Origin of the sequence: Candidatus Accumulibacter sp. ACC005 (genome assembly GCF_907163215.1) — a bacterium.
GTDB classification, from domain to species: domain Bacteria; phylum Pseudomonadota; class Gammaproteobacteria; order Burkholderiales; family Rhodocyclaceae; genus Accumulibacter; species Accumulibacter regalis.
In genome coordinates this window covers 131,461-144,409 of record NZ_CAJQUB010000016.1, presented here as the reverse complement: position 1 = coordinate 144,409, position 12,949 = coordinate 131,461, and the positions used below count along the sequence as shown (strand labels likewise).

At 65.7% G+C, this 12,949-nt stretch carries 8 protein-coding genes; 2 read left to right on the top strand and 6 right to left on the bottom strand.

Annotated features, from left to right (window positions below):
* Positions 1–38: 38 nt before the first annotated feature.
* Entirely contained in the window at positions 39–1,925 is a 1,887-nt protein-coding gene (locus tag QZ613_RS19725) for a sulfatase-like hydrolase/transferase (RefSeq protein WP_291864956.1), read from the bottom strand.
* A 365-nt stretch (positions 1,926–2,290) separates the two neighbouring features.
* On the opposite strand from QZ613_RS19725, the gene sodC reads away from it, so the two are divergent.
* On the top strand, positions 2,291–2,812 hold the full coding sequence (gene sodC, locus QZ613_RS19720; protein WP_043563039.1) for a superoxide dismutase family protein: 522 nt from the start codon (positions 2,291–2,293) through the stop codon (positions 2,810–2,812).
* Between the two features lie 42 nt (positions 2,813–2,854).
* Here the strand turns inward: sodC and QZ613_RS19715 are convergent, their stop codons facing one another.
* Positions 2,855–3,754: an alpha/beta hydrolase gene (locus QZ613_RS19715; RefSeq protein ID WP_043563037.1), complete on the bottom strand. Its 900-nt coding sequence runs from the start codon at positions 3,752–3,754 to the stop codon at positions 2,855–2,857.
* A gap of 592 nt (positions 3,755–4,346) precedes the next feature.
* On the opposite strand from QZ613_RS19715, the gene QZ613_RS19710 reads away from it, so the two are divergent.
* Complete coding sequence (locus QZ613_RS19710; RefSeq protein ID WP_043563035.1) at positions 4,347–4,604, top strand: hypothetical protein; 258 nt, start codon at positions 4,347–4,349, stop codon at positions 4,602–4,604.
* Between the two features lie 154 nt (positions 4,605–4,758).
* Here QZ613_RS19710 and QZ613_RS19705 read toward each other — a convergent pair whose 3' ends face one another.
* The 4 genes from QZ613_RS19705 to QZ613_RS19690 all read right to left on the bottom strand — a co-directional run bounded on the left by QZ613_RS19705 (position 4,759) and on the right by QZ613_RS19690 (position 12,926).
* Positions 4,759–7,083 (bottom strand): ligand-binding sensor domain-containing diguanylate cyclase, encoded by a 2,325-nt coding sequence (locus QZ613_RS19705; protein WP_291983696.1) that lies wholly within the window; start codon positions 7,081–7,083, stop codon positions 4,759–4,761.
* Positions 7,080–8,087 carry a two-component regulator propeller domain-containing protein gene (locus QZ613_RS19700; RefSeq protein WP_291983729.1) on the bottom strand — a complete coding sequence of 336 codons (1,008 nt, stop codon included), beginning with the start codon at positions 8,085–8,087 and terminating at the stop codon, positions 7,080–7,082. Before QZ613_RS19700 ends, QZ613_RS19705 begins: the two co-directional genes overlap by 4 nt.
* 224 nt (positions 8,088–8,311) lie before the next feature.
* Positions 8,312–10,663 (bottom strand): DNA internalization-related competence protein ComEC/Rec2, encoded by a 2,352-nt coding sequence (locus QZ613_RS19695; RefSeq protein WP_043563030.1) that lies wholly within the window; start codon positions 10,661–10,663, stop codon positions 8,312–8,314.
* 241 nt (positions 10,664–10,904) lie between these two features.
* On the bottom strand, positions 10,905–12,926 hold the full coding sequence (locus tag QZ613_RS19690) for a methyl-accepting chemotaxis protein (RefSeq protein ID WP_291983694.1): 2,022 nt from the start codon (positions 12,924–12,926) through the stop codon (positions 10,905–10,907).
* Between the last annotated feature and the right edge of the window lie 23 nt (positions 12,927–12,949).

Here is a 12,949-nt window from a genome sequence, read left to right as displayed (position 1 = left end):
GGCCGGGCAATGGGCGTCCACCGCTGTCGATGGCTTACTTACTGCACGAAGCGACGACTCTCGGCAATGACCCGCTTGAGCACGGCGCCATTGGCGTCGATCACCGGCTGGCGCTGATCTCTGGGCAGCCTCTTGTCCTGCCGATCATAGATATCGTAGCGGAAGAACTCGCTGCCCGTGAAGGGAAAGACGAGCTTGCTGTCGCCGTTCTTTATCCCCATGTAGTTGTAGTTGCCAAGGACCAGGAAGTCTTCGCTGTGGAAGAGGTCGCCGGCCAGGGTATACGCCTGCGCCGGAGTCGAGACCCCCATGTAGTCCATCAGCGTCAGCGGAATCTGCAGGTGCGAGGTGACGTGTTCATAGCTCTTCGCCGGGTAACCGGGAAGGTGCAGCACCAACGGCACCCTGATCTGCTCTTCGGGAAAATAGTTGCCGTGCCCGTGTCCCCAATGGCCGTTCTCCATAAACTCTTCGCCGTGGTCACCGGTGAACAGGACGACGGTGTTGTCCAGTTGATGGTTGGCCTGCAGGTAGTCCAGGAGGCGTCCGACCTGGGCATCGACGAAGTGCGCCGCGTTGATGTAGCGCTGGTGGATGGCATCGACGTTGGTCAGCAAGTCCAGCTTGGCGTAATTCACCTCGCGCAGATAGTCGGGCCGGATGACCGCCGACTCCGGGAAGGTGTAAGGAGCGTGTGTCGCCTCGAAGAACATGAACATGAAACGCGGCCTGGCGCCGTCGGCGCCCGCCAGTTCGGTGAGCATGTTGTCGACGTTCTGCTGATCGCGCCGCCAGGGCTCGCCGTCGCTCAGCGCCTGCATCAGCGTGCCCGCCGGCATGTCGGCAAAAACAGTATCGTTGAGCTCCGGATAGGTGAAGCTCTGGCTCGTGCGCAATGAGAAGAGATAGCCCTTGTCGATCAGCAGGTCGATCAACACCGGCCGCACCCGCTGCTCCTGGAAACTGTACCAATAGGGCGCGTGCAAGCCGTAGAACATCGAGAACAGGCCCATGCGCGTTCGGTTGCCGCCGCTGTAATGATGTTTGAAGCTCATCGACTGCTTGGCGAAGGCCCAGAGATTCGGCGTCACCTCGGCATTGAACAGGTCCCAGCGAAACGATTCAGCGGTCAGCCAGATGATGTTCGGGTATCTCTCCTTGGCCGTCGTGGTAATCGGCTGCAGCGGATAGCTGACCTTTCCCTTGGCGAGTTTCAGCGTATTGGATTTTTCCGCCGGCGCCACGCCGAGTCGGCGTAGCAACGCCGTGGCACTGGTATTGAGATGAAACGGCAGCACCGACGCCGCCTGCAGATACGACTCCTTGCCGGTGTACGCGCTGAACGCATAGACCCCTTCGGTGACGAACAGCGTCACCAGCAGAAGGGCGGTCAGGCTTGCTGCCCGACGATGCGCGAAACGTCCCGGCCCACCAGGCTCTCGCGCGGCGAAGCGGTGCAGCGCAGCGAGCAGAACCGCCAGCACCGCCGCAGCGACGACGACCAGCGCAACCAAGGTGTGGATCGTCTGCTCGCTCGCCCCGAGCGCGGCAAGCCCGCCTGGCGTAGTCACCAGATTCCAGACGAAGGCGTTGATGTGGTACTCGTAAAGCTTGAACAGCTGCAGGTCGATGAACAGCAGCAAGACGACGAGCAGGCTGAGCAACCAGACCGGCCCGTAGACCAGCATCGCTTTCCAGCGCGGACATGGGCCAGCGCGAGGGCGAAAGACACGTTCCAACAGCAGGCCAATGACCACCACCGGCGCCAGAAAAATCGCCGCGTCGGCCAGAGACGAGAGCGCAGCGAAGAGAAAAACGCTCGCCTCGGAGGCCTCGATGAACGGCCAGTACTGCACCAGCAGCAGGCACAGGAAGACGAACATGACGACGTAGAAGCGCCGCAGTGCGCGCTGAATTTGTGTCACCGGAATACCTCGACAAGAAAGCCTGGCGGCCAATGCTGAGGGGACAAGCTTAAGAGATGCTGAAGTTCAGCTGCGCACGCCAGTGCTGCCGCCAAGGGGCCCGCCCCCCGTCGCTCTCATTTCCTGCCCCCGATCGGGTGCCTGCGCCGAGCGTACCCGCCATTGTTCCCCCGGCGCAGCGCTGGCGGCCTTGCTCTCGGCTTCCGCAAGTCGCTATCATGGCCGCACGATCAGTCCCGCCGGCCTCTCTCGGCGCGGCTTGTTCGCGTCCCTGCGCGCCAATGGCGGCGCACCGCGCTCGACAAGGCGGGCGGACAGGTACTCGCCCAGCCGCGTGAACGGCTCTTCCACCCAAGGAAAATCCCATGAAAACTTCCCTTAGCATCGTCGCCTGCTTGCTGTGCCCTGCTCTCGCCTTCGCCGCAGAGACCACCGTCACCCTGAATCTGGCCAGCAGCCAGGGTGTCGGCTCCGCGGTGGGAACGGTGCGCATCGTTGAAACCCCGTACGGCCTGGCTTTCTATCCCGCGCTCAAGGGCTTGACGCCGGGTCTGCATGGCTTCCATGTGCACGACAAGCCGGCGTGCACCCCCGGCGACAGGGACGGCGTGGCCATCGCCGCACTGGCGGCGGGTGGGCATCTCGATCCGCAGGGAACGAATCGGCACGCCGAAGCCTGGGGCGACGGGCACCTCGGCGACCTGCCAGCGCTCTACGTTGCCGCCGACGGCACGGCCAGCAACCCGGTACTGGCGCCACGACTCAAGCTCGCCGACGTCAAGAACCGTTCACTGATGGTGCACGCCGGCGGCGACAATCACTCGGACGACCCGGCGCCACTCGGCGGCGGTGGTGCGCGCGTCGCGTGCGGCGTAATCGGCGGCTGATCAGGCACCGCCGACGCCGATCAAGGCCATGATTCAGACGGCTCAGGCGACCTGCAGGAAATCGCGCACGACGCCGATCTGCACATCGTCGAGAAACATCGGCGCGTGTCCGACGCCGGGAATCTCGACGGTCTGCGGGCGCGGCCCACGGTTGGCCATTTCAAGCAGGCTGGCGCGCGTCAGCACAGCCGAGTCGGCACCGCGAACGACCAGCGTCGGGCAGCGAATGGCGTCGTAAATCGGCCACAGGTCGACGTCTCCGGCACTCAACTGGCGCCGAAACGGGTCACCGATGGCCGGGTCGTAGCGCATCTCGAGGCACCCATCGTCCGCCCGCTGCAGACTACACTCGGTGAGATGCCGCCACTGCGCGTCGGTCAAGTGGCCAAAGGGCTCGCTGACCAGGCGCACATACTTTTCGGCGTCGTCGTAGGTCGCGAACCTCGGCGCCCGACCGACGTATTCGCCAATCAGGTGCAGGGAAGCCACCGGGATCAGCGGACCGACATCGTTGAGCACCAGACGGGAAATCGGCGAATCGTCCTGGCTGGCAATCCACATGCCGATCAAGCCACCCATCGAGGTGCCCAACCAATGTACGCGGTCGACGTCGAGGCGGGCAAGCAGCACCATCAGGTCCGCCACGTACTGCGGAAACACGTAGTACGACGGGTCGCGCAGCCAGTCGCTGCGTCCGCGCCCGACGACGTCGGGGCAGATGACGCGATAGTCGGCAGACATGACCCGCGCCAGCTCGTCGAAGTCGCGCCCGTTGCGGGTCAGGCCATGGGCGCAGACCAGCACGTTCGGATTGTCGCGCTCGCCCCATTCGGTATAGGCCATGCGATGCAGCCCGGCCGCCGAGGCGCAGCGCACCTCGCGTTCGACGAGTCCTGGCGGCGCTCCGGCCAGCCAAGGTGAGAGGTCAGCGCGGACGCTCATCTGGCAAATCTCCCTACAGAGTCCATTTTCCTTAACCTTCGGCCGATCGGTCGGCAAACCCCCGCCTGCGCCGGCCACCAAAGCAGGCGATCCTGACCAACGACCGGGCCGCACCTGCCTGCATTTACCCCTGTTACCGCCTCGTCAGCTGGCCTCCTGCGCGCCACGCGGAAGCGTCGGCCGGACGGAAAGGGCGAGACTCTAGCACAGGCCCCGAACCCGGGTCCAAGGAGCCCGCACGCCACGTCACTTGAGTGACTCTCGGCCACTCCCGCGGGGGCGCCCCGCGGGCGCAGTCTGCGCCCGCGCCGGCCAGCGAGAGCGTGCGAGTGTGTCAGTTTTGCACCACTAACCGCGACAAAGCCGTGCAAGCGCCCGATCCCTGTTGACAACACCCCCCTGGCGTGGAAAACAATAAACCGAGCTTACAGAAGCTTAGCCATGACACTTAAAGTCGCTTGTCACATAAAGGACGCGGCACCTCGAACAAGTCATCAATCAGAAAGGCTTCAAGAACGTCTCAAGAAGGCCGTTGCAGAGATATCAGCCGGACCACCGCGGCCAGCACTACTCTCCTCAAGGAGTGATAAGGATGAACATCTCAGATGACACCGCACTGCAGTTCTTTCGCGATCTTGTGCGCAATTTCTCGCAACCGCGTTTTTCCGAGGCGGACTTTCTCCAGCAGCAATACGCCGTGATCGAAGCCTATGTAGAACGCTTTCCGGTCGACGAAAGGGAATTCCGGGCGCTGGCGTGGATCGAGGCCAACGCCGGGCAGTACCGTCAGCAGTGGCAAATGCAGGCGGTGACGGTTGGACGTCAGATGCACGCCAATCTCGGCTGCTGACGACCTTCCCCTGCGACGCCGGCAGGGCATTGCGGCGCACACCCGTACCCCCGTTCGGCAGCCCACCCCCTGAAGCACTTCCGCCTGCATCGTCCGCCTGCATCGTCCGCAACGGGACGACGCGATCAACAGGCTGCTGGCGAGAATCCCGGGCTCACGCTTCGACCGAGGCCGATACCGAACGCACTTGCTCGCCGGCCACCGCGTTATGGAACCCGGCTTCGGCCAGGCCGTCGTGCGGAGCAGAGCCGACCAGCGTTACGCCACCCGAGCGCATCCATTCAGCCAGGGGCCTGCGCGACTGGGCAAGCAGGGCTTCGGCCGATTCGCCACCGGCGCTGAGCGCTCCCAGCCAGCCATTGCGGCCAGCGCCCTTCACCGCGTAGAGCGCCGCATCGGCAATATTGACTGCCGCCGGCCAGTCGAGAGCGGCGGCATGCTGCGTTGACAGAGGAAAGCAGCAAAAGCCGGCCGAGCAGGTTCTGGACAGGAAGCGGCCATCGCCGAGATCGAAAGGGTGTTCGGCCACGGCGGCGCGCGCCCGCTCGGCAAGGTCGGCCGCGTGCGCGCGCGGCGTCGAACGCGCCACGACGAGGAATTCTTCGCCACCCCAGCGAACCAGGTAGTCGGTGTCGCGGAAGACGCGGCGCAATCGCTCGCTCACTTGCCTGATCACCGCGTCCCCCGCGGCGTGACCATAGCGGTCGTTGACCTCCTTGAAGCCGTCGATGTCGAAGAGGAAGAATATCAACCCGGCGTCCTCGCGCAATTTTGCCCCGTACTTGAAGTGGCTCTCGTACTCGCGCACCGCCAGGGCGGCGTCGGCTTCGATGTGCTGGGTCAGGAAGCGGCGGTTGCGCAGGCCGGTCAAGGGGTCGGTCAGGCTCGACTCTTCCAGTGCCGCCGATTCACGCTGCAGCGCCAGGGCCAGCGTCTCGAGTTCGGCCGTGCGCTCGCGCACCATCCGTTTCAGTTCGCCCTGGCGCAAGCGCAGACTGCGGGTACGCAAGCGGACCAGCGCATTGACCATCGCCACCAGCAGTGAGAGCACCAGCAGCTGGAACCACCAGCTTTGCCACCAGGCAGGCATGACGCGCACCTTGATCGCCAGCTCGTGCGGACTCCAGGCACCGCTGCGGTTGCTGGCCCGCACGCGCAGGACATAATCGCCGGGATCGAGATTGCTGTAACTGGCAAGCCGCGAATCGGCAGAGCTGTCGATCCAGTCGGGATCGAATCCCTGCAGCTGGTAGGCATAGCGAAGGCGGCCCGGGTCACTGTAGTCGAGCGCCGAAAACGTCAGGCTGAAGCTGCGCTGCTCGGGCGCCAGCGTGAGGCCGGCGAGAATTCCGCCGGCCGACACGCGCTGCCCGTTGATGCTCAACTCGGAGACCAGCAAGGGTGGCGCGTAGACCGAGGCGTCAAAGCGCTCCGGCCGAACGACCAGGATTCCCCTGCTGCCGCCGAAGAGCAGGCGACCATCGTGCGTCCTGGCGTACGAATAGAACCAGCCGGTGCCCAGGTCTGCGCCATCAGCCGCGGTCAGTTCGTGCAAGCGGTCGCTCGCCGGATCATAGACGTACATGTGCGTCCAGATGCGGCCGCGCGCATCGCTGATCAAATTGGCGCCGAAGGGGCGGCTGACGACGCCGTGCCGTTGACTGATGCGCTCGAAACTCGCGCGCTGGCCGTCCCAGCTGCGCATGCGATGCAGCCCGGTCACCGCGGTGTCCAACCACAGGGTCTGTTGCCGATCGAAGAGCAGCCCGATGACGCTGGGATTGGCCAGCTCGGCACCCGCTTCCGCCTCGACCCGGCGCAACTCGCGCTCACCCGCAGCGACACGAAAGAGGCCCTTGCTGCTGCCGACCCATAGGTCGCCGTCAGGTCCTTCGGCGATGGCGGAGATTTCCGCATACAGTACCTGCCCACCCTGACGAGCAACGCGAACGACTTGCTCGACGCCGGGGCGCAGACGAAACAGCCCATCCATCGTACCGACCCACAAGCTCCCGTCGTGGCCGGCCAGCAAGCGCGTCGTCGGGCCACCGGCGTGCGGCAGGCGGCGCAGCTGCCGGCGATGGCCATCACTGCCGAACTGATACAACTCGGCATCCGTGCCGAGCCAGACCGTGCCATCGCCCGCCTGGACCATCGCCGTCACCCGAAAGGGGGGCGGCGCCTGCTTCGCCGCCGGCGAAGTGGCCACGGCTTCCCCGGCGCTGCGTACCTGCAACGCTCCGATGGCGCGCAACTGGACGTCCATCACGGTCACCCCGCCCTGGTGTGTGGCGACCCAGATTTCGCCATTATCAATTTGCAGCAGGCTGCGCACGTCGGACGAGGAAAACGGGCTATTCGCTTGCAGATCGGCGCTGCGCAGCCACAGGCTACGATTGTTGCTGTCGTGACGCTGCAGACCGACGCCGAAGCCCGCCACCCAGATTACCCCGGAGTGGTCGAGCAGCAAGCTGGTCACTTCGTTGCCGGACAGACCGGCGGGGCGGCGGGATCGTGTTGCAGTCGCTGCAAGAAGCGGCCGTCGCGTGGGTCGCGAACTTCGATGCCCGACGAGCGACCAACCCACAGTGGGCCACCCGGCACCTCGACGAAACTCGACACAGCGCTGCTGCCGGCCGTTTCCGCTGCCTGTTCGAGCAGCAGGCCCTCACCGCTGACGGGATCGATGATCGCCAACTCGCCTTGCTGCGTGCCTACCCAGAGGCGCCCGTCCGACGCCTCGAACAGGGCCTGAACCAGGCGACCGGCGAGATTGGCGCCAGCGCCGGGATCGTGGTTCGAAAATACCGCCTCGAAGCGATCGCTGCCGGGGAGCCGGCGGCTCAAGCCGGACCAGGTGCCCACCCATAGCGTTCCTCGCCGGTCAATCAGCAGCGCGCTCACGCGATCGTCGGGAAGGCTGCCGGCTTGTTGCGAATGGCGGTAGTTGGCCGAACTTGCACAGTCGGAGCCAACGTGCTCCAGCCCTCCCCCCTCGCTACCCACCCAGATGCCGCCGGCGCCGTCCTCGGCCAGCGCACGAATCGTCGGCTTCACGCTGCCGTCGCGGTCGCTGTTGCCAAGGCAGGGAGTGACCCTCTCGCTCAGCGGTTCATAGACCGCCAGCCCGTCCCACTCGGTGCCTATCCACAGGCGGCCATCGCTGCCTCCCAGCAGCGCGCGGATCCATCCCAGGGTACGCGCGGCAGGGTCCGGGCTGTCGCGTTCCTGGACGCGGAACCTGTAGCCGTCGTAACGCACCAGGCCGTCGCCCGTGGCGATCCACAGGAAGCCGGCCCGGTCCTGAGCCACCGTCGGCACGACGTAGCGCGGAATGATTCCGACGCCGACCGAAGCGAAACGCGGTTCGAGGAGCGGGTTCTCGACATAGGCCGACGGAGGGGACTCGGCGTGCAGCGCAGTGGCCGCAAACAGCGCGATTCCCGGCAGGCGCAAAAGTCCGACGAGGACCGTGCACAGCACTGCGCCCAACGCGCCGCCAGTCCGCGCACCAGCGACCCTGGCGCTTTGCCAGGCGGATCCGAGCAGCACTGACCGTCGAGGCGCAGCGTCCGTCATCTGACGGAGTCACGGCGCACGGAAGGCAAACCGCTGACGGCAAGTAATCGCGAGGTCGAAAACATGGGACATTGTAGCCAGCAAGACCCTACTCGCGCCAGTGCTGCTCACTGGCGATTGTCCGCCACTCACTGGCCTTGCCAATAACGACGATAGTCGCTCCGGTAAGACGAAAGATCGACCCTGCCGACAAGTTGGACGCGTACCGCGCCATCGGCATCGCTACGCCAGACGCGACTTCCGGCGTAGCGCGCGACGACATCCGGGCGCGGATGCTGATAGCGGTTGCGATAGCCCACGGGAATGATCACTTCGCGGGCGCCAACGCCGGCAATGAACGCCGGCGTCGACGACGTGCCACTGCCGTGATGCGGTACCAGCAGGACGTCGCTGTGCAGCAGTTCCGGCGCCCGCGCGAGGAGTTGCTGCTCGTCGCGGGCCTCGATGTCCGAGGTCAGGAGAACGCTGCCCGACGCGTTTTCCAGGCGCAGCACGCAGCTCATGTTGTTGGTCTTGCCGCCCTTGCGCGGGTAGTCGGTGGCGTCGGGGTGGAGCATCGTGAAGCGCACGCCATCCCACTCCCAGGCCTGGCCGGCCATGCAGCGCTCACCCTCCAGTTCGGGCAGCGAGCTGAGCAGGCGGCCGATCGGCAAGGCTTCGCGGATCGCCACCAGGCCACCCGAATGATCCTTGTCGCGATGGGTGACGATCAGCGTGTCGAGGCGGTCGACACCGGTGGCGCGCAGGTAGGGGACGACGATGCGCTGCCCGGCGTCCGACTCGGCGCTGTACAGTGGCCCGGTGTCGTAGAGCAGCGTGTGCCCGGCGGTGCGTACGACCACCGCCAGCCCCTGCCCGACGTCGAGCACATCGACCCAGGCGTCGCCGGCCACCGGTCGTGGGGCCGGCCAGAACAGCGCCGGCAGCAGCAGGCAGAGCCCCGTCCAGCGCGCCGGAAAACCACGTGGCAGCAGCAGGCACAAGACCCCGAGCAAGGCCAGCAGCGTCGCCGCCAGCGGTGGTGCCGGCTGTTGCCACAAGGGCCAGCGCGCGAGCCATTCGAGAAACACCATCAGAAAGGACAATAGCCAGTGATCGAGCTGCAGCAGCGGTGGCCAGGAAGTCAGCGCGAAGAGCAGGGCCAGCGGCGTGACCAGAAAGCTCACCACAGGAATCGCCAGCGCGTTGGCCAGCGGCGAGACCAGCGAAAACTGCTGGAACAGGAGCAGCAGCAAGGGCAGCGTCCCGACGGTCACCGCCCACTGCGTCGTCCCCCAGTGGGCAAGCGTCGCGCGCCAGCCGCGCCGCTCGCCGACCCGTGCCGTGCCAACGAAGAAGAGCACGCCGACGGCGGCGAACGAGAGCCAGAAACCTGGCGAAAGAACGGCCCAGGGATCGAGCAGCAGGACCAGCAACAGCGCCAGCAGGAGGCTGCGGCTGGCGCCGAGGTTGCGCCCCGACCACAGCGCCAGCGCGACGACGCTCAACATGTAGAGCGTGCGCTGTGTCGGCACGGCGAAACCGGCGAGCAGGGCGTAGCCGAAAGCGGCCAGCCAGCCGGCGGCGATCGCCGCTTTCGGCGCCGGCAGCAGCAACATCAAGCGCTCGCTACGCCGCCACAGCCAGCCGACCAGCGCGGCAAAAAGCGCGGCGACCATGGTCACGTGAAGACCTGAAATAGACATCAGGTGGGTGACGCCGGTCTGCCGGAAGACGCGCCACTGCTCGGGCGAAATCGCCTGCTGGTCGCCGATGGCCAGCGCGGCGAGAATCCCCACGTACGGCGCCTGCGGCAAGGCGGCGCGGAACGAACCGCGAATGTGCTCGCGCAAGCGCTCGATCGCGTAACCAGGCCGGAGAACGAAGTCGTCGAGCCGTTGCGCCACGGCTTTCGGGCGCACGTAGCCGGTCGCCCTCAGTCCACGCTCGAAAAGCCAGGCCTCGTAGTCGAAACCGTGCGGGTTGGCGTTGCCGTGCGGCCGTTTCAGGCGAACGGTCAACCGCCAGCGCTCGCCGGGGCGGATGGTAGGCGCTGCGGCGAGCGCCGTGCTCTGCGCTTCGTGCCCCTCGTCGGCGCGCTGGCCGTGGTACCAGGAGAGCATGATCCGCCGCGGCACACGCGCCTGTGGCGGTTCGACCGCCTCGACGACGAAGGCGAAGCGCTCGCCGTTCTCGAAGCCCTGCGGCAAGCCGGCGACCACCCCGACGAGTTGCAGATCACGGCTTTCCCATTCCGTCGGCAGGCGCTCGTGCAAGCGCTGCCCGGCAAGCAGCGCCGCCCATGCCACGCCCAGCAGAGCGCAGGCCAGCAGGGAGAGGGCACGCCAGACGAGCGGCGCCGGCTGTCGACGCGAGCCCGCCCAAAGCAGCCAGGCAGATGCGCCAAGAAGCGTCGCCACGACCAGCGCAGAAGGCGGCAGGCTTCCCCGAGTCTGGAGAAACCCGACCCCCATGGCGAAGGCAAGAATGTTGGCGCGCATGCGGCATTAAACCGGAAATCCGGGCGCCAACGCGCATTTCTTCCGCGCTCGGGCAGCGCACCGCCGCTTGCTCCAGGACTACGCCGTCGTTTCGTGATCCATGCCCATGAGCGCGACGCCGGCCACCGTCAATACCGCCGTCCAGTGCAAGACGACGATATCGCGATGTGCCTGGCGTGCGCGTGAGGGTTAATGCGGGGTGCGTGCGCGCCGCGTGTCGGCCGTGGCGCGGCAAGAGCAATCAGGCGAGCTTGAAACGGCGAACCTCGGCGTCCAGCCCTTCGGAAAGGCTTTCGAGCTGCGCCGCAGTGCCGGCATTTCCGGCCACCGCGGCACAGTTTTCCTCGGCCATGTGGGCGACACGCTCGACGTTGCGGGCAATCTCGGCGCTGGCGACGCTCTGTTCGCGCAGCGCGCTCGATATGTGCGCCACGCTGTCCACCACCTTCCTGGCGTTGCCGCCAATTTCGCCGATCGACTCGCCCGCCTGCGTGGCCAGGGCAACGCCCGCGCTGACGCGGCTGACGCCGAGCTGCATGCTGCTCACGGCATCGCGCGAACCCTCCTGAATGGCGGCAATCATGCTCGAGATCTCCTGCGTCGAGCGCGTCGTACGTTCGGCGAGCTTGCGCACCTCGTCGGCGACCACTGCGAAGCCGCGACCCGACTCACCCGCACGCGCCGCCTCGATCGCTGCGTTCAGCGCCAGCAGGTTGGTCTGATCGGCAATTTCCTTGATCACATTGACGATCGCCGAGATTTTCTCCGAGCGCCCACCCAATTCGGCGATCACCGACGCGGCGTGGTTCACCACCTCGGCGATGCGCTCGATCTCCTGTACCACCTCGCCGACGACGCGGCCGCCATCGGACGACAGTTCGTCGGCGCGGCCGGCCAGCCGGTTGGCGTCGTCGGCACTGCGCGAGAGGCTTTCGATACCTGCCGTCATTTCCTCCACCGCCGCCGCCATCGCCGAAGCGGCATCGCTCTGCTGCGTACTGCTGCTGGTGATACTCCCCGCCGATGCGGCAAGTGTCTTGGTCGCCGCGAGCACTTCCCCGGCGCTGCGCTGGACCTTGTGAATCAGCGTGCGAAAACCCTGCGTCATTTCGTTCAGGCTGTCGCCGACGAGTTTGAGTTCGTCACGGGTGCCGAGATCAACGGTAACGCCAAGGTCGCCGGTGGCAATCGTCCGCGCGTTGGCTGCCAGGCGCTTGATGCTGCCGATGGTCGCAAAATAGAGACCGATCGACACATAGGCGTAGATCAGCAGGATGAGAACGACGACGGCAATACTCAGGCCCAGTTCCCGCTGCGCCCGTTCGACGCGTTGCTGCAGCAGCTGTTCGAGGGTCGGGAAGAGGATCTCGAACATGTCCTTGTAGCCCTTCTCGATCACCCGGGTGGTCACCGCGAAGTAGACCGCCGGCAGCATCTGGTAGCGCTCGGCAAGGATATCGTCGTTCACCATGGTGGTGAACTGTTCAGCCGCCGTGCCCATGTCATTGCTCGCCGCTTCCAGCGCCGGCCGCAGGCCAGGATTGTAGTGCGCGGTCTTGTCGAGGTTTTGCCGCAGGCCGGTGACCGCCGCATTGAGCCCGGCCAACGCCGCCGCCAGTTCAACCTGCTGCGCCATGGCCAGCGCTTCCTTCCGCGTCAGCGCACCGGTGCCGATGGCGCGCAACTGCCCCATGCTCTCCAGCGCCAGCGGCAGTTCGTCGATCAGCGTATCGATGAGGTAGCTCGAATCGATGTCGGGGTCGTTGGTCAGGGAATTCTGATCGGCGATGAGGCGCAGGAAACGGGCGAGCTCTTTGATCAACGCGGTATGCGTCGCGAAGTTCTCGCGCACCGGCAGCTTGAGGCCTTCCTTCTGGATCGTCGCCCACGCGGCGACAAGCGTCTGCCACGGATCAGCCGCGGCCAGCGGCGGCGGCAGGCTCGCGGCAACGGCTTGCAGCGCTTCCGTGGCTTCCTTCTCCCTGGCGGCGCGCCGGTACTCCATCCTCTCGTCACCATTGAGAACGCCCGACGAGAGCCCACGATGGACCTGCAGCTGCTGCACCAGAGTGGCAATCGGCTTGATCATTTCGAGACTGGCCAGTTCGCGCCGTGCACGGTCGATTACCCGCTGCTCGGAGCGGTAGAGGTTTTCCGCCAGGATCGTGATCGCGACCAGTGCCAGCACCCCCATGACCGTGAACTTTTTCGTGTAACCAAGACGGTTGAGCAAAGCAATGGCCGGGGCGAAAAGGGTCTGCATGGTGATCCGTCTCCAATGAGTGC

Coding starts and splice junctions, on each gene's coding strand:
- QZ613_RS19715 (WP_043563037.1), bottom strand. CDS start 3,754: ATGAGCGTCCGCGCTGACCTCTCACCTTGGCTGGCCGGAGCGCCGCCA.
- QZ613_RS19710 (WP_043563035.1), top strand. CDS start 4,347: ATGAACATCTCAGATGACACCGCACTGCAGTTCTTTCGCGATCTTGTG.
- sodC (WP_043563039.1), top strand. CDS start 2,291: ATGAAAACTTCCCTTAGCATCGTCGCCTGCTTGCTGTGCCCTGCTCTC.
- QZ613_RS19690 (WP_291983694.1), bottom strand. CDS start 12,926: ATGCAGACCCTTTTCGCCCCGGCCATTGCTTTGCTCAACCGTCTTGGT.
- QZ613_RS19695 (WP_043563030.1), bottom strand. CDS start 10,663: ATGCGCGCCAACATTCTTGCCTTCGCCATGGGGGTCGGGTTTCTCCAG.